The following is a 17,665-nucleotide window of genomic DNA, read 5'->3' as shown; positions in this document are numbered from 1 at the left end:
GCGACGATTCTGGCAGGGGGGCGGCGACAAGTATTTCGAAATTGAACCAACTTGCGCACTTTCGGAATTGTCTGAGTGGAACTTGGGGAAGTGCCTTCGCCTAAGTGCTTTCCCTCCCCTAGCATCCCGGCACGCGGCCGACCTTGCCGTAGCAAATTTTTTTCGCTAGTATTTTAGGCATAAACTATTTATGATTTAACAAAGGTCGACCGCTCGGCTAGCGCGACGCGATCTGTGAATCCGGAGGCTGGAGATGAATATCGTCTGTATCGGTGGCGGTCCCGCAGGTCTGTATTTCGGGCTGTTGATGAAGCTGCGCGATCCTTCCCATCGTGTCGTGGTGGTCGAGCGCAACCGGCCTTACGACACCTTCGGTTGGGGCGTCGTGTTCTCCGACGCCACCATGGACAACCTCCAGGAAGCCGATCCGGTCAGCGCCGCAGAGATCAATGCCGCGTTCAACCACTGGGACGACATCGACATCCACTTCGAAGGCCGCACGATCACCTCGGGCGGGCACGGCTTTATCGGCATCGGCCGCAAGAAGCTCCTGAACATTTTGCAAGCGCGCTGTGAAGCCCTCGGCGTCGAACTCGTGTTCGAGACGGACGTGAGCGACGATCAGGAAATCGCGCGCCGTTACAACGCCGATCTGGTGATCGCCTCCGACGGCCTGAACAGCCGCATCCGGACGCGCTACGCCGACACCTACCGCCCCGACATCGACACGCGTCAGAACCGCTTTGTCTGGCTCGGCACGCACCAACGTTTCGACGCCTTCACGTTCGCCTTCGAGAAGACCGAACACGGCTGGTTCCAGGCGCACGCCTATCAGTTCGACGCCGACACGTCGACGTTTATCGTGGAGACGCCCGAATCGGTCTGGCGCGCCCACGGCATCGATCAGATGAGCCAGGAAGAGGGCGTGAAGTTCTGCGAAAACCTCTTTTCGAAGTACCTCGGCGGCCACGAGCTGATGAGCAACGCCAAGCACCTGCGCGGCTCCGCCATCTGGATTCAGTTCCCGCGCGTCATTTGCGAACGCTGGGTGCATTGGACGGATGTCGACGGTAAGCGCGTGCCGGTCGTGCTCATGGGCGACGCAGCACACACGGCGCACTTCTCCATCGGCTCGGGCACCAAGCTTGCGCTTGAAGACTCTATCGCGCTGGCCGACGGTCTCGGCGCGCAGGGCATCGACGCCTTGCCGCAAGTGCTCAACGACTACGAAGCCGCCCGCAGCATCGAAGTGCTCAAGATTCAGAACGCAGCGCGTAATTCGACGGAGTGGTTCGAAACCGTCGACCGTTACGCGCGCTTCGCCCCCGAACAGTTTGCTTACTCGCTGCTCACGCGCTCGCAGCGCATCTCGCACGAGAACCTGCGCGTGCGAGATGCCGGTTACGTGGAAGGCTATGAGGACTGGCTCGCCGAACACGCGGGTGTGAAACGCGCTGCCGGTCAGCACGCGATTCCGCCGATGTTCACGCCGTTCCGTGCACGCGAACTCACGCTCAAGAACCGCATCGTGATGTCGCCGATGGCGATGTACTCGGCGGTCGACGGCGTGCCCGGCGACTTCCACCTCGTCCACCTTGGTAGCCGTGCGCTGGGCGGTGCGGGCATGATCGTCGCGGAAATGACCTGCGTGTCGCCCGACGCGCGCATCACGCCGGGATGCCCCGGTTTGTGGAACGACGAACAACGCGACGCCTGGAAGCGCATCGTCGACTTCGTGCATTCGGGCAGCGACGCCAAAATCGCCATGCAGATCGGGCACGCGGGCCGCAAGGGCTCGACGCGTCTGGCCTGGGACGGCATCGATCTGCCGTTGAACGACGGCAACTGGCCGCTGATCTCGGCCTCGCCGATGCCGTACATCGATGGCGTCTCGCAGACGCCGCGCGAAATGACTCGCGCCGACATGGACCGCGTTAAGGATGACTTCGTACAAGCTGCCCGTCGTGCGGCCGAAGCCGGTTTCGACTGGCTCGAACTGCACTGCGCGCACGGCTATCTGCTGTCGAGCTTCATTTCGCCGCTGACGAATCAGCGTCAGGATGAGTACGGCGGTTCGCTGGAAAACCGTCTGCGCTATCCGCTGGAAGTGTTCCACGCGGTGCGCGACGTGTGGCCCGCGGCCAAGCCGATGTCGGTGCGTATTTCGGCGCACGATTGGGTCGAAGGCGGGATCACGCCGGATGACGCGGTCGCGATTGCCATCGCCTTCAAAGACGCCGGGGCGGATCTCATCGATTGCTCGTCGGGTCAGGTCAGCAAGGAAGAGAAGCCGGTCTATGGCCGCATGTTCCAGACGCCGTTCGCCGATCGCGTGCGTAACGAAGCCGGTGTACCGACGATTGCCGTCGGTGCCATCTTCGAGGCGGATCACGTGAACAGCATCATCGCGTCGGGGCGTGCCGATCTGTGCGCGCTCGCCCGTCCGCATCTGGCCGATCCGTTCTGGACGCTGCACGAAGCCGCGAAGATCGGCTACAAGGATCTGCCGTGGCCGTCGCAGTACTATGCGGGCAAACGTCAGTACGAGACCAATCTGGAGCGTGCTGCCGCCTACGCTCAACAGATCGGTAAATAAGGACAGTTCATGACGTCGACGACAACCTCCGCCCACGCCATCGGTACGACACCGGCGTCGCTAAGTGGTGTGCACGCCCTCGTGACGGGCGGTGCACGTGGCATCGGCGAAGCGGTGGCCCGCTCGCTGCTCGCGCAGGGCGCGCGCGTGACGCTGCTCGGTCGCAGCGAGGCAAAGCTTGCGCAAGGTGTGCAGGCGTTGGCCGCGCTGGGTGAGGTGAGCTGGGTGGCGGCGGATATTTCCGACGCCGCCGCAGTCGAGGCCGCTTTTGCCCGTGCCGCAGAGCGTTTCGGCCCGGTACAGGTGCTCGTCAACAACGCTGGGCAGGCCGTGAGCGCGCCCTTCGGCAAGACGGACGCCGCGCTCTGGCAGCAGATGATCGACGTCAACCTGACGGGCACGTATCACTGCATTTCAGCCGCACTGCCCGCCATGCTGAGCGCTGGCTGGGGACGCATCGTCAATGTCGCCAGCACGGCAGGCCTCATCGGTTATCCGTACGTCACCGCGTATTGCGCCGCCAAGCACGGCGTGGTCGGTCTGACGCGTGCACTGGCGCTGGAAGTCGCGAAGAAGGGCGTGACGGTGAACGCCGTCTGTCCCGGCTATACGGAAACGGACATCGTGCGCGACGCGGTCGCGAACATCGTCGCCAAGACGGGACGCAGCGAAGACGAAGCGCGTGCCGAGCTGTCGAAGCGCAATCCGCAGGGACGCCTCGTACAACCGCAGGAAGTCGCCGATACGGTGCTGTGGCTGTGTCAGCCGGGCGCGGGCGCGGTGACGGGGCAGTCGATTGCAGTGGCTGGCGGGGAAGTGACGGTCGGCTAGGTGTTGTGGGTGTGTGACAGAGACTCAGGGCGTTGCGCAGTCGGTTGACCGCGCAACGTCATTTCAACGAGCAGGATCGTCGGGCTTCATGGGCGGGGAACGCCGCCCCGGAGCCGCTCGACGATGGCAAAGGAGATCGGCCAATGAGTGACGTGAAACTGACGATGGCGCATCACAAGCGCCCCTTCGCGAACTATGAAGCCAAGCACTTTCTGTGGTCGGTGTCGAACGACGCGCAAGGGCGTCCGAGCATCGGCACGATCACGCTGAACCGTCCCGACAAGAAGAATCCGCTGACGTTCGACTCGTACGCCGAGCTGCGCGATCTGTTTCGCGGACTGGTCTACGCAACGGACATCAAGACGGTCGTCGTGACGGGCGCAGGCGGCAATTTCTGCTCGGGCGGCGATGTCCACGAGATCATCGGACCGCTCACCCAGATGAGCATGCCGGAGCTGTTGGACTTCACGCGCATGACGGGCGATCTCGTCAAGGCGATGCGCGCCTGCCCGCAGCCGATCATCAGCGCGATTGACGGCATCTGTGCCGGTGCGGGCGCGATGGTGGCGCTGGCTTCGGATATGCGTCTGGGCACGCCGCAGACGAAGACGGCATTCCTGTTCGTGCGTGTGGGGCTGGCCGGTGCCGACATGGGCGCCTGCACGCTGCTGCCGCGCATGATCGGGCAGGGTCGGGCCTCCGAACTGCTTTACACCGGCCGCGTGATGACGGCGGAAGAGGGCCAGCAGTGGGGCTTCTTCAACGCGTTGCACGATGGCGGTGCGGTCCTCTCGGCCGCGCAAACGCTGGCCGATCAAATCGCCTGCGGACCGACCTTCGCGCACGGTGTGACGAAGAAGTTGCTGCATCAGGAATGGAATATGGGCGTGGATGAAGCCATCGAGGCCGAAGCCGAAGCACAAGCCATCTGCATGCAGACGAAGGATTTCCGCCGCGCTTACGACGCCTTCGTCGCGAAGCAAAAACCGGTGTTCAAGGGCGACTGACCTATGAGCGATATCACGCCTCACAACGCGCGTAATGCCGACTTTCTGGCCTGGCCGTTTTTCGACGACGCGCATCGCCATCTCGGGACGGAACTCGACGACTGGTGCACGCGCGAACTGAAGGTCGACCATCACGCGGATACGGATGCGACGTGTGTCTCGCTGGTGCGCCAACTGGGTCGCGCCGGATGGTTGAAGTACTGCGTGCCCGCGAGCCACGGCGGTGCGCTGGATCAGTTGGACTCGCGCGCGCTGTGTGTGCTGCGCGAAACGCTGGCGCGTCACGACGGTCTCGCCGATTTCGCCTTTGCGATGCAGGGACTCGGCAGCGGTGCGATCACGCTCGCGGGCAGCGACGCGCTCAAGCAACGCTATCTGCCGCGCGTGGCGTCGGGCGAGGCGATTGCCGCGTTCGCGCTGTCGGAGCCGAATGCCGGTTCGGACGTGGCGGCGATGGCCTGTTCGGCCACGCCGGACGGTGACCATTACGTGCTCAATGGCGAGAAGACGTGGATCTCCAACGGCGGCATCGCGGACTTTTACTGCGTGTTCGTTCGCACAGGGGAAGCGCCGGGCGCACGCGGCATCAGCGCATTCGTGGTGGACGCCGACACGCCGGGCTTGACGATTGCCGAGCGTATCGATGTGAGTGCACCGCACCCGTTGGCGCGTCTGAAGTTCGAGAACTGCCGTGTGGCAGCGTCACAGCGTCTGGGCGACGCAGGCCAGGGCTTCAAGGTCGCGATGATGACGCTGGATATTTTCCGCGCATCGGTGGCGGCTGCCGCGCTGGGCTTTGCGCGTCGCGCCCTGGATGAGGGGCTGGCGCGCGCGAAGTCGCGCGAGATGTTCGGTCAGACGCTCGCGGACTTCCAGTTGACGCAGGCAGCATTGGGCGACATGGCGACGTCGGTAGATGCTGCGGCCTTGCTGACGTACCGCGCCGCGTGGCAGCGCGACGTTCTGGGGCAGCGCACGACGCGTGAAGCGGCGATGGCGAAGATGTTCTCGACGGAATCGGCGCAGCAGGTGATCGATCGCGCGTTGCAGATGTTCGGCGGCGCAGGCGTGGTGTCGGGCGCAGTGGTGGAGCGTCTGTATCGCGAGATCCGGTCGCTGCGGATTTACGAAGGCGCAACGGAAGTACAGAAACTGATCATCGCGCGCGAACTGCTCAAGGACGGTTGATCGTCCGCATTCGGCATTCGGCATTCGACACGCGGGACATGCTTTGACAAGTCCATGACCGTAACACGGCAGGACTTGGGATGTGCGCAGTGGCAACCCACGGAGACAGGGATGGCATGGCGTCTTGCAATAACACTTGGAAGCACTAGGACTACGTCGGGCGCGAAGCGCTGGCGTCATGCTTGATTACCGGGGGCAAGGAGAAGCACATGGAACGATCTGGACATCTCGACACTTTCGCGCGCGACAATCTGCCGCCCGCCGATCAGTGGCCCGAGTTTCTGCTGGACAATCCGGACGTGGCGTATCCGGCGCGCTTGAACTGCGCTGCCGATTTGCTGGACCGCGCGATTGCGCAGGGACGCGGCGACGCGCCTGCGATTTACTCGGTGGAGAACGGTCAGCCGACGGTCACGACGTATCTCGGTTTGCGCGAGATGGTGGACCGCATCGCCCATGTGTTGCGCAACGATATGGCGCTGGTGCCGGGCAACCGTGTGTTGCTGCGCGGCCCAAACAATCTGTTCATGGCGGCCGCATGGCTCGCAGTGATCAAGGCCGGGCTGGTCGGTGTGCCTACGATGCCCCTGTTGCGTGCGAAGGAACTCAAGCAGATCGTCGACAAGGCCGAGGTAACGGCGGCGTTGTGTGACGGCAGACTGAAGGAAGAGCTGGAATTCAATCGTCAGGCAGGGCATGAGTACTTCTGTCCGGTGCTATCGAAGGTGGTGTATTTCCACGACGTTGGTGAGGACTCACTGGAGGCCCGTATGGCCCGTCAGCCAGCGAGCTTCGACGCCTGCGACACGGCAGTAGACGACGTCTGTCTGATCGCCTTCACCAGCGGTACGACGGGGCAGCCGAAGGGCACGATGCACTTCCATCGTGATGTGCTCGCGATGTGCGATCTGTTTCCGCGTCACGTGCTGAAGCCGGGACCTGACGACATCTTCTGCGGCACTCCCCCGTTAGCGTTCACTTTCGGTACGGGCGGCTTGCTGACATTCCCGTTGCGCGTTGGTGCAGCAACGGTATTGCTGGAGAAGCTCACGCCGGACAGCCTGCTGCAAGCTATCGCCGATTACCGTGCCACGATCTGTTTCACCGCCCCGACGTTCTATCGTCAGATGGCGGGGCTTGTGGGTAAGTACGAACTTTCGAGCCTGAAGAAGACGGTGTCCGCCGGTGAGGCGTTGCCGGATGCGACGCGTCAGCTTTGGAAGCAAGCGTCGGGCATCGAGATGATCGACGGCATCGGCGGCACGGAGATGATCCACATCTTTATTTCGGCCGCCAATGGCGACGTGGTGCCGGGCGCGATCGGTAAGCCGGTGCCCGGCTACATTGCGATGATCGTGGACGAGAACATGCAACCGCTACCCCCGGGGCAAGTGGGCAAGCTCGCCGTGAAGGGGCCAACGGGGTGCCGCTACCTCGCCGACTCGCGTCAGACGAATTACGTGAAGAACGGCTGGAATCTGCCGGGCGACACGTTCATGTGCGACGAAGCAGGCAATTACTACTATCAGGCGCGCTCGGACGACATGATCGTCTCGGCAGGCTATAACATCGCGGGTCCGGAAGTCGAGTCAGCGCTATTGCAGCACCCGGCGGTCGCCGAATGCGGGGTGGTCGGTGCCGACGACGAAACGCGTGGTCAGATCGTGAAGGCTTACGTGGTCCTCAAGTCTGGGCAGCCCCGCGACGACGCGATGGTGAAGACGCTTCAGGAGTATGTGAAGGCTAACATCGCGCCGTATAAGTACCCGCGCGCAATTGAGTTCGTCGACGCGCTGCCACGCACGGAGACCGGCAAGCTACAACGCTTCAAGCTGCGTCAGATGGCACAGTAATACAGCATTACCGCAAGACGATAACGACAAGGTTCAGGGTGCTCCAGTGGGCACCCACTGACTTCGGCAGGGGAGGACGGAATGACTACGAAAACCGATGTCGCGGAACACGCTTTCGTGAAACCGCTTCTGGTGCGCTTCAAACACTGCGACCCGGCAGGCATCGTGTTTTATCCGCGCTACTTCGAAATGATCAACGATCTCGTCGAAGACTGGTGCGCCGAAGGCCTCGGCCTCTCGTTCGGCGATATGCACCTGCGCGATGGCATGGGTGTGCCCACGGCAAACATCGAATGCCGTTTCAGTGCCCCAAGCTTTCTCGGCGACACGCTGCAACGCTCGCTGGAAGTGACCCGCCTCGGCCGCTCGTCCATGACGCTGCGTATCCGCTTCGCCGGTGCGAACGACGAGACCCGTCTGCAAGCCACGCTTGTGCTGGTCTGGGTCGCAAAAGGCAAGGGCGGCAAACCCGCCCCGATCGCCGTGCCCCCTGCCCAACGCGACGCGATTGTCCGCTTTGCTTCACCCGATTCTGTGATTGAAGGAGTGTCCTGATGCTGCAAGTTCTCCAACCGCCCGAATGGGCAAAACCGCGCGGCTACGCCAACGGCATGGCCTTCGAAATGACGGCAGGCAGCCGCATCATCTTCGTCGGCGGTCAGATCGGCTGGAATGGGCAGCAACGCTTCGAGACAGATGATTTTGCACTTCAGGTGCGTCAGACCCTCGAGAACATCGTCGCGATTCTCGCGCAAGGTAACGCCAAGCCCGAACACATCGTTCGCATGACTTGGTACGTCAAGAACAAGCGCGAATACGTCGCCAACTATCCCGCTATCGGTGAACACTATCGCGCCGTCATCGGACGCCACTTCCCCGCGATGACCGCTGTGGAAGTCGCCGATCTCGTTGAAGACGAAGCTAAGGTTGAAATCGAAGTGACTGCCGTTGTGCCTGCTGTCTGATTCTTTGGTGCTTCCTTTAACACCTTCCCCCTAACGGACCGGGGCCCCTTTCCGCCGCTCAGACATAAACCCAACTCGCTGCAGAAAGGGGCCCCGGTCCGTCTCCCTCGACGCACCCAGTGCCTCAACCGACACCGCCCGCTTCCCGCTTCCTCTCTCAAAGCCACCAGTCCCGTCGACACCGCTCTTCTCCAGCGTAGTCGCGACGCCACACCCGCCCCGCACGTGCTCCGCAACTGCTGCGGGACGGCCGTGCCGTCGCCCACACGTTTCCTGTCCTTCCCCACGCCTCACCGCTTTCCTTAGCGCCTCACTTCGTTTTCTTTGGCCCCATGAAAAACGCCGAGCATCGCCCGGCGTCTTTTTGTCCCTCTGACTTCATTCCTCACGCAGCCTTCTGCGCTCCCTGCACCGCATCCAACTCAGCCCGCGTCAGCAAATACACTCCCGGCAAGTCCAGCTCATCGCAGTTGTGTCCCTCTCCACCCCGGTCCACCACCACGAAGTCGCTCACCTCATCCAACGCCAACAACGGGTGATGCCACACGCCCTTCGCATAGTTCACACCCTGCCAGCCATCCGAGACGAACGCACGCATCTTGCTCACGTCCAATTCGCCCGCCGGAGCTACAACCACCAGATACGGCGTCGTCTTCAACGGAATGAACGCCTGACTGCCCAACGGGTGACGCTCCAACATCTTCACCTCGTACGGCAACTGTCTCGGCTGTCCACGGAAGACGTTCACCAACGTGCGCCCACCCTCCGGGCCCAGATCCACCGTCGCCAAATCATGGAATCGCTCAGTCGTCCCGCCATTGATCGCGAAATGCTTCGCACCCTCCAACTCGATCACATCGCCGAACGGCTCAAACGCCTCTCGCGTCAATCGCTCGATCTTCAATGCCGGTCCCACCATGTCACGCTCCCTTTTTTTCACTCAACCGCCCCCACAGACGCAGACGCGACACACCACCATCCGGAATGATGTTGAAACGGATGTGCGTGATCGCCCCCAACTTCTGCACCTGCTCTTCAAAGTAAAACTGCTTGTCCATCGCCAACTTCTGCTCCGGCAACAACACCGGCCAGAACATCGATTGCGTAATCAGCGACTGCTCAGTGCCACCCGTCACGTACGCCGCCTGGATGGAGCAGCGGTCCGGGAAGTTGCCCTTGAAGTGCGCCGTATCCACTTCGATCTTGCCAATCTCACCCGGCTGCGCCAACGCAATAATCGCCCAATCATTGCCCGGCTCACGACGACGACGCGTCTCCCACCCATCCCCCATGTTCACGCCACGGCCCGGCATCAACAGATTCGACGCCAAACCGAAGTGCTGGTTGTTCGCTGCCACCACGTAGCCGCCGTTTTCCATCGCAATCAGATCAATCAACTCATCACGCGAACGGCCCGCCCAGTCGCTCTGCGGCAACCCGTACAAGCGCAGACGCGCCAGACCACCATCCGGGTACAGGTTCACGCGTACGTGCGTCGCGGCGCGCTGCTGCGTGATGGCATGGTAGTGGTGCGAGTTGCCCTGCAACGTGGTCGACGGCAACAGTTCGAACCATTCGGCCGACTCGTTCGGTGCGCCGTCCGGGCTGTAGCAGCCCTCAAGCGACGCCGCCGGTGGGAAGTTGCCCGTGAAGTGGCTCGTGTCCAGATCTACGCCGAACAACACGCCCGGGCGCGCCAGCTTGACGATGCACCAGTCGTAGCCGTTCACACGCTTGCGACGCGTCTCCCAACCATCCATCCACTTGCCGTTCTCGTCGTACTTGCCAGGGATGAAGACAGCCGGTTCCGGGTTGAGCATGCGCTCTTTGGCCGCGAAGAATTCGTCGGTGGCGACGAGCGCCTCAGCACCCAGACGCGGGTCGGCCAGATTCACATAACGGCGCACGAAGTCCGGTGCGTTCGGGTCTTGCGGGACGAGAGCCATGTTGCTATCTACTCCAGATGATGATGCCGACGCCGTTGTTCCACGCGTCGGCAGAAATTGCTTGGTTGTTCCGAGGGCCGCTGCATTCGCTGCGACCCTCGCATGCTTCACTCAGTAGATCAGCGTGTCAGTGCAGCGTTTGCCGGTGCACCTTCGATGCCATCTTCAGACGCCGCAATCGGCTCGTATGGCAACTCGCCATTGAGCACTCTGTGCGCTCTCGCGAAGTCGACGTCCTTTTCCCATGCGGCCACAACGAGCGTCGCCACGCAGTTGCCCAACAAGTTGGTGATGGCTCGCGCAATCCCGACGAACCAGTCGACCGGCAGGATCAGCACAAGGCCAATCACGGGGATGGCCGGAATGGCCGTCAGTGTCGCCGCCAGAATCACAATCGCCGAGCCCGGAATCCCATGCGCACCCTTGGACGTCAGCAGCGATACCAACACCACCAGAATCAGGTCGTGCATCGACAACGGGGTGTTGGTCGCCTGCGCAATGAAGATGACCGCCAACGTCAGGTAGATGGAGAAGCCGTCGAGGTTGAACGAGTATCCCGTCGGTACGACCAGACCCACCGTCGACTTTTTGATGCCCATCCATTCGAGTTTGCGCATGATCGCGGGCAACACAGCATCCGACGATGCCGTGCCCAACACGATCGATAACTCTTCACGGAAGTACTTGATGAACTTGAAGATGTTGAAGCCCGCCAGACGCAACACCCCGCCCAATACCACCGTCACGAACACGAAGCAGCTCGCGTAGAACACCAGCACGAGCAAGCCCAGTTGCTTGAGCGACGACGCACCGTACTTGCCCGTGGTGAACGCCACCGCGCCCAGCACGCCCAGCGGCGCGAGCCGGATGATGAACGCCATCACGCGGAAGAAGACATGGCTCAGATCTTCGATGAATCGTGCCACCGGACGTCCACGCTCACCCAATGCCGCCAACGCACAGCCGAACATGACGGAAAAGACGAGGATCTGCAGGATGTCGCCCTTGGCAAAGGCGTCGGTAATGGTGTCCGGGATGATCTTCAGCAAGAAGCCCGCCGTGTCTTTCAGGCTCTTGGCGTGCTCGGTGTAAGCGGCCATCGAACCGGCGTCCAGACTGCGGATGTCGATGTTCATGCCCGCGCCAGGACGCGTCACCCACGCCAGCACCGCACCAATGACCAGCGCGAAGGTGGTGATGATCTCGAAGTACAAGATGGCCTTGACGCCCACCCGGCCCACTTTGCGCAAGTCGCCCGCGCTCGCCATGCCGCTCACGACAACGCAGAAAACGATCGGGCCAATCACCATCTTGATGAGCTTCAGAAAGCCATCGCCCAACGGACGCAACGACTCTCCCAACTGCGGAAACCAGATGCCTAACGCCACACCCACTATCAACGCAATAACGACTCGGCCAAACAACGAACGAAACAGCTTGGGCATGGTTTGTCTCCTCTGCCTGCGCAAATCACTCTCTAGGATTTCGCAATCTCGATATCGAACGGACTGCTCTCGGGGGCTGATTCTCTAACGCTGTACGTCTTACTTCAGGTCACGCGCGGCGTCTTCATCCGCCGCCAACACCAGATTTCATCAGTGTAAATCGACAAGTCATACCGGTCTGACCAGTGGTGTTATGGAGAATATTAGAAAGCCAATATAGTCAGGTCAAGGACTGTCGTTTGAGGGGATTCCCTAGGGCGAAGGCATGCAACTGCGTTGGCCGGTTCGGGGAGGGGAAATCGCTCGCAATCGCTCCTAAGTCGTTGGTTTTGCTGGATGAATCGGGCGAGATTTGTGTGAACTTCGCTTTCCCGCCCGCGGTCGCACTGGCATCTGGTGCATTGTTTCGGTATCCGCCACTAGGACGCCGGGCAGGGCGCACAGATCTCACTTCTTGCTCATCAGGGAGGCGACATGCGAATGAAGGACACGGTGGTACTCGTCACCGGTAGTGCTCAGGGGATCGGGCGCGCCATTGCGATCCGTCTTGCCCAGGAAGGGGCCCGCATCGTGGTGGAAGACCGGCAGGACAACGCGATGGCCGAGCAGACGCTCGACTCGGTTCGCGCCGCCGGTAGCGACGGCTGCGTGATCGCGGGAGACGTCGGGCGCGTGGAGGACGACCGCGCCGTCATCGAGCAGGCCGTCGCCAAAATGGGACGCCTCGATGTCTTGGTCAACAACGCCGGTGTGGAACGCCGTGCCCCATTTCTCGACGTGACGGAAGCCGATTACGACCTCGTCATGAACGTCAACCTCAAAGGGGCGTTCTTTCTTACGCAAGCCTTTGTGAAGCACCTGCGCGATACGCAGCGCGGTGGCCGCATCGTGAACGTCAGCTCGGTGCACGAGGAACTGCCGTTTCCCCACTTCACGAGCTATTGCGCGAGCAAGGGCGGCATGAAGATGATGATGCGCAACCTCGCCATCGAACTCGCGCCGCTCGGCATCACGGTGAACAATGTTGCGCCCGGCGCCGTCGGCACCCCCATCAATCAGCAACTGCTCGCGAACAAGGCGCAGCTCGAAGCGCTCGTCGCGAACATTCCGCTCGGACGCCTCGCGAATCCCAGCGAAGTGGCGAACGCCGTGCTGTTCCTCGCGTCGCCCGAAGCCAGCTATGTGACGGGCACGACGCTGTTCGTCGACGGTGGCCTGCTCTGGAACTACGCGGAGCAATAACGATGACAGACACCGCACAACGCACGCTTGCGACGGGTGGCATGACGGCGGACGTCGCCCACTGCGCACCGTCGGACATCCTCACGCCGGACGATCGCTATCAGGAGCTTTTCGTCGCCGTACAAACGCAACGCATCTTTGCCGACAGCAAGACGTTCGTGGACTGCGCCCCCTCGCTCGCGCCCGAAGAAATTCTCCGCCGCTATCGCGAAGACGCCGACAAACCCGGCTTCGATCTGTCGCGCTTCGTGGGGACCTATTTCACGCTGGAGCGCACGCCGCCCAGCGAATATGTATCCGATCCGGGGCAAGGGCTTGTCGAGCATATCGACGGTCTCTGGGATGTGCTCACACGCGTGCCGGAAGCGCATCCTGCCTATAGCTCGCTGCTCCCGTTGCCGCGCGCGTATGTCGTGCCCGGTGGACGTTTTCACGAGCTCTATTATTGGGACTCCTATTTCACGATGCTCGGTCTCGCCAACAGCGGACGCCACGATCTGCTCGTGAGCATGGCCGACAATTTTTCATTTCTCATAGACACGTACGGCCACATTCCAAACGGCAACCGCACTTACTATCTGAGCCGCTCGCAGCCGCCTATGTACGGTCTGATGGTGGAGCTGTTCGAATCGCATGGCGTGGCGCGCGCCATCCGTTATTTGCCGCATTTGCGTCGCGAATACGACTACTGGATGGACGGCGAAGCGTCGCTGCGGCCGGGCGAAGCCTATCGGCATCTCGTTCGTCTACCCGACGGCTCACTCTTCAACCGCTATTGGGACGAGCGCGACACGCCGCGTGAAGAAGGCTATCTGGAAGACGTGACGACCGCACGCGATGCACCGCAACGTCCCGCCGGTGAGGTGTACCGCGACCTGCGCGCCGGCGCGGCCTCGGGCTGGGATTTCAGCTCCCGCTGGCTGGGCGATGCGAACGACCTTTCGTCGATTCGCACCACATCGATTCTGCCCGTCGACCTGAATAGCCTTCTCTTCGCCACTGAGGGGCATATCGCTCGTCTCAGTGAAGCGGCAGGGGATGTCGACGCGGCGCTGGCCTTTGCGAAGCGGGCGCAGGCGCGTCAGGACGCGATGACGCGACACCTGTGGTCGGACGCCGAAGGCGCGTTTGTCGACTACGACTGGCAACTCGGCGAGCAACGGGCGCAATTGTCGGCGGCAATCGCCGCGCCGCTATTCGTCGGCCTCGCCTCACGCGAACAGGCGCACCGCTCGGCGCTCGCGATGGCCGAGCATCTGCTGGCGGCGGGAGGGTTGCGAACGACGCAGACGTCGAGCCTTCAGCAATGGGATCCGCCCAACGGCTGGGCACCGCTCCAGTGGATGGCCATTCACGGTCTTCGCAAATACGGGGAGAACCGGCTCGCGGGGGACATTGCCCATCGCTGGCTCTCCACCGTCGGCTCGCTTTACGCACGCGAGAGCAAACTCGTCGAAAAGTACTCGCTGCACACGAGCGACGCGATGAGCGCCAGTGGCGGTGGCGGCGGCGAGTACCCGCTTCAGGACGGATTCGGCTGGACGAACGGCGTGGTGCGGCGTCTGCTTGGCGATCACCCGGAACATCACGCGCATCAGGTGAAGGCGGCGTGATCGGAGAGTGGGGCAGCGGGCAGGGCGGGATGGCGTAAACGGGAAGCCCCTGTAGTCGGGGTTTCCCGGCCGGTGGGGGGAGGTTCGCGTAAGGAGAAATTTGGCGTCGTACAATGCGCCATACGCCTACCCACACGCCTTGTGAGGACCCATGAAGCATTCGGCGCATGCCGTAACCGACGCCGCCGTCGCCACGATCCGCGAGCGCATCGAACGTCAGATCTATCCCGCCGGTGCGATGCTGCCCTCGCAACGTCAACTCGCCGAGGAACTGGCCATCAGCCGCGCCTCGCTGCGCGAAGCCCTCTCCACGCTCGAAGCGCTCGGTATGGTCGCCATCCGCCCCGGCAAGGGCGTCTATGTGAACGACGCCTCCGCCCGTCTCGGCGTCGCATGGCGCTTCGCCGACCAGATTTCGCTCGCCGACACTTATCAACTGCGCTACGCACTGGAAGGCTTCTCCGCCCGGCTCGCGGCACTCGCAGCCAGTGCCACCGAGATCGACTGGTTGTCCGATAACGTCGAGTCGATGAAAGGCGCGCTGATCGAGGGCGACGTCGACACCGCCGCACAACTGGACTTCGCGTTCCATCTGCGTATCGTCGGCCTCGCAGGAAACGCCGCCATCGCCGATATCCTGCGCGGCAGCACGGAAATCGTCATGGAAAGCCAGCGTCTGCCGTTTTATCAGCGAGAACTGGTGCTCTCCACCTATCATGAACATCTGGAGATCCTCGACGCACTGCGACGCCGCGACGGCGCAGCCGCAGGCGCTTCGATGGAGCGCCATATCGTGCTGGCGGCCCAGCGGGCCGGTATTCACTTCCCTATCCCCTCTGCGTATCCGTCTGCCGACGGGGTCACCTCCCGGGAGTCCGCAGAGCGTACTGGTGCATCACACGTTCAGCTTTGAGAAGATCCGGATTTGCGCTATACTTTGAAGGTTTTAGTCATTTAACCCTCACCCTAGCGCCTACCCGCCCGACATCTCGTCCGCCGCCCGAGCATCCGCTGTGCGCATATTCCGCGCAATTCCGGTGCCCGCGCTGATGTCATCGCTAGCGGACGGTGAGGCTGGCAGCAGGGGTGAACCCTCCAGGAGTTTCCCGTGCTGCCGTCATTCTCACCCGCCATTCTCGCGCTCGCTGACGGCACGGTCTTTCGTGGGTACGCCATCGGCGCTGCCGGTCACACCATCGGTGAAGTGGTCTTCAATACGGCCATTACCGGCTATCAGGAAATCCTCACCGACCCCAGCTATGCGCGCCAGATCGTCACGCTGACGTATCCGCACATCGGCAACACGGGCGTCAACGGTGAAGACGTCGAAGCCACGAAAGTCCATGCCGCCGGCCTGATCATCAAGGATCTGCCGATCCTCGACTCGAATTTCCGCGCCAACAAGACGCTGTCGCAGTACCTGAAGGACGAAGGCGTGGTCGCCATCGCCGGCATCGACACGCGACGTCTGACCCGTATCCTGCGCGACAAGGGCGCTCAGAACGGCTGCATCCTCGCCGGTGAAGAAGCCGACGAAGCCAAGGCCATCGCCCTCGCACAATCGTTCCCCGGTCTCGCCGGTATGGACCTCGCCAAGGTCGTCTCCACCACCGAGCAGTATTCGTGGACGGAAACGGAATGGACGCTCGAGGAAGGCTACGGCGAGCAGAAAGATCCGAAATTCCACGTGGTCGCCCTCGACTACGGCGTGAAGCGCAACATCCTGCGCATGCTCGCTCAGCGCGGCTGCAAGGTCACGGTGCTCCCGGCCCAAAGCTCGGCTGATGACGTGTTCGCCCTGAACCCGGACGGCGTGTTTCTCTCGAACGGCCCCGGCGACCCGGAACCGTGCGACTACGCCATCGCGGCGACGAAGACGTTCCTGGAACGTCGCTTCCCGACCTTCGGCATCTGCCTCGGCCACCAGATCATGGGGCTGGCCGTCGGCGCGAAGACGCTCAAGATGAAGACCGGTCACCACGGTGCCAACCACCCGGTGAAGGATCTCGATACGGGCCGCGTCGTCATCACGTCGCAAAACCACGGTTTCGCCGTGGACGCAAACAGCCTGCCGGCCAACGCGCGTGTCACGCACGTGTCGCTGTTCGACGGCACGCTGCAAGGCTTCGAACTGACGGACCGCCCGGCATTCTGTTTCCAGGGTCACCCGGAAGCGTCGCCCGGCCCGCACGACATCGGCTACCTGTTCGACCGCTTCGTGCAGTCGATGGCCGACGCCAAGCAGCCCGCGTAAGCAAGCAAGAGAAAGGGAAACACGCACCATGCTCGGGAACTCGATCGGCATCCTCAACCTCTGGACGTATCTCGCCGGGGTCGTGGTCGTCATTCTGCTGCCGGGGCCGAACTCGCTCTACGTGCTGGCCGTGGCCGCACAGCGCGGGGTTCGCCAGGGGTATGCAGCCGCTTGCGGCGTGTTTCTGGGCGACACGGTCCTCATGACGCTGGCAGCCGCCGGTGTAGCGTCGCTGCTGCACACGCAACCGGCACTGTTCTTCGTGGTGAAGTACCTCGGCGCGGCGTATCTCTGCTGGATGGGCCTGAACATGCTGCGCGGAGCCATCGCCAACGCGCGGGCGGCACGTCAGAAATCGGAAGCGACAGCGGACGCAGTTGTCGCCGCACCGAAGCAGGTCGACGCCGATCACCCGTTCAAGCGGGCGCTGTTCATCAGCCTGCTGAACCCGAAAGCGATCCTGTTCTGCGTGTCGTTTTTCATCCAGTTCGTCGATCCGGGCTACGCCTACCCGGCCGTGTCGTTTGCGGTGCTGGGCGTCATCGTACAGACCTGCAGTTTCCTGTATCTGAGCACGCTGATCCTGGCCGGTTACCGCCTGGCCGAGCACTTCCGGCAACGTCGCCGGTTGAGCGCCGGGGCAACCGGCGGCGTGGGCGCGTTGTTCGTCGGCTTCGGTGTGAAGCTCGCGACCGCGACGCTGAGTTAAATTTTTGTTGAGAACG

15 protein-coding genes are annotated in these 17,665 nt (G+C 62.3%); 12 read left to right on the top strand and 3 right to left on the bottom strand.

What is annotated here, in order from left to right; genetic code table 11:
* Positions 1-253 precede the first annotated feature (253 nt).
* From NTU39_RS18180 to NTU39_RS18150, 7 genes are all read left to right on the top strand, one after another.
* On the top strand, positions 254-2,596 hold the full coding sequence (locus NTU39_RS18180) for a bifunctional salicylyl-CoA 5-hydroxylase/oxidoreductase (RefSeq protein ID WP_257958208.1): 2,343 nt from the start codon (positions 254-256) through the stop codon (positions 2,594-2,596).
* A 9-nt stretch (positions 2,597-2,605) separates the two neighbouring features.
* The gene (locus tag NTU39_RS18175; protein ID WP_257958206.1) at positions 2,606-3,427 is read left to right on the top strand and encodes an SDR family NAD(P)-dependent oxidoreductase; all 822 of its coding nucleotides are present in this window, start codon (positions 2,606-2,608) and stop codon (positions 3,425-3,427) included.
* A 143-nt stretch (positions 3,428-3,570) separates the two neighbouring features.
* A complete protein-coding gene (locus tag NTU39_RS18170) occupies positions 3,571-4,434 on the top strand; it encodes an enoyl-CoA hydratase family protein (RefSeq protein WP_150661506.1) in 864 nt (287 codons plus the stop codon).
* A gap of 3 nt (positions 4,435-4,437) precedes the next feature.
* Entirely contained in the window at positions 4,438-5,622 is a 1,185-nt protein-coding gene (locus NTU39_RS18165; RefSeq protein WP_150666524.1) for an acyl-CoA dehydrogenase family protein, read from the top strand.
* A 209-nt stretch (positions 5,623-5,831) separates the two neighbouring features.
* Positions 5,832-7,475: an AMP-binding protein gene (locus NTU39_RS18160; RefSeq protein ID WP_150666525.1), complete on the top strand. Its 1,644-nt coding sequence runs from the start codon at positions 5,832-5,834 to the stop codon at positions 7,473-7,475.
* Positions 7,476-7,556: 81 nt separating this feature from the next.
* Positions 7,557-8,030: an acyl-CoA thioesterase gene (locus NTU39_RS18155; RefSeq protein ID WP_150666526.1), complete on the top strand. Its 474-nt coding sequence runs from the start codon at positions 7,557-7,559 to the stop codon at positions 8,028-8,030.
* A 2-nt stretch (positions 8,031-8,032) separates the two neighbouring features.
* Positions 8,033-8,440 carry a RidA family protein gene (locus tag NTU39_RS18150; RefSeq protein ID WP_039402674.1) on the top strand — a complete coding sequence of 136 codons (408 nt, stop codon included), beginning with the start codon at positions 8,033-8,035 and terminating at the stop codon, positions 8,438-8,440.
* A gap of 385 nt (positions 8,441-8,825) precedes the next feature.
* Here NTU39_RS18150 and NTU39_RS18145 read toward each other — a convergent pair whose 3' ends face one another.
* The 3 genes from NTU39_RS18145 to NTU39_RS18135 form a co-directional block, all read right to left on the bottom strand.
* Positions 8,826-9,359, bottom strand: coding sequence for an ureidoglycolate lyase (locus NTU39_RS18145; protein ID WP_257958204.1), 534 nt, complete (start codon positions 9,357-9,359; stop codon positions 8,826-8,828).
* Between the two features lies 1 nt (position 9,360).
* Complete coding sequence (gene alc, locus NTU39_RS18140) at positions 9,361-10,386, bottom strand: allantoicase (protein ID WP_150663413.1); 1,026 nt, start codon at positions 10,384-10,386, stop codon at positions 9,361-9,363.
* A 119-nt stretch (positions 10,387-10,505) separates the two neighbouring features.
* Positions 10,506-11,831 (bottom strand): C4-dicarboxylate transporter DctA, encoded by a 1,326-nt coding sequence (locus tag NTU39_RS18135; RefSeq protein WP_150663412.1) that lies wholly within the window; start codon positions 11,829-11,831, stop codon positions 10,506-10,508.
* 474 nt (positions 11,832-12,305) lie between these two features.
* Between NTU39_RS18135 and NTU39_RS18130 the strand changes: the two genes are divergently transcribed.
* The 5 genes from NTU39_RS18130 (at position 12,306) to leuE (ending at position 17,649) form a co-directional block, all read left to right on the top strand.
* Positions 12,306-13,073 (top strand): SDR family NAD(P)-dependent oxidoreductase, encoded by a 768-nt coding sequence (locus NTU39_RS18130; RefSeq protein WP_150663411.1) that lies wholly within the window; start codon positions 12,306-12,308, stop codon positions 13,071-13,073.
* A 2-nt stretch (positions 13,074-13,075) separates the two neighbouring features.
* A complete protein-coding gene (gene treF, locus NTU39_RS18125; RefSeq protein WP_257958203.1) occupies positions 13,076-14,686 on the top strand; it encodes an alpha,alpha-trehalase TreF in 1,611 nt (536 codons plus the stop codon).
* Positions 14,687-14,837: 151 nt separating this feature from the next.
* Positions 14,838-15,599 (top strand): FadR/GntR family transcriptional regulator, encoded by a 762-nt coding sequence (locus NTU39_RS18120; protein ID WP_257958202.1) that lies wholly within the window; start codon positions 14,838-14,840, stop codon positions 15,597-15,599.
* Between the two features lie 195 nt (positions 15,600-15,794).
* Complete coding sequence (gene carA / locus NTU39_RS18115) at positions 15,795-16,940, top strand: glutamine-hydrolyzing carbamoyl-phosphate synthase small subunit (protein ID WP_039397138.1); 1,146 nt, start codon at positions 15,795-15,797, stop codon at positions 16,938-16,940.
* Positions 16,941-16,968: 28 nt separating this feature from the next.
* A complete protein-coding gene (gene leuE, locus NTU39_RS18110; protein ID WP_257958201.1) occupies positions 16,969-17,649 on the top strand; it encodes a leucine efflux protein LeuE in 681 nt (226 codons plus the stop codon).
* Positions 17,650-17,665: the final 16 nt, after the last annotated feature.

It is taken from the genome of Pandoraea commovens, assembly GCF_024704525.1.
Lineage (GTDB): Bacteria > Pseudomonadota > Gammaproteobacteria > Burkholderiales > Burkholderiaceae > Pandoraea > Pandoraea commovens.
The sequence above is the reverse complement of the archived record's forward strand: the minus strand, read 5'-3'. Positions and strand labels throughout refer to the sequence as shown.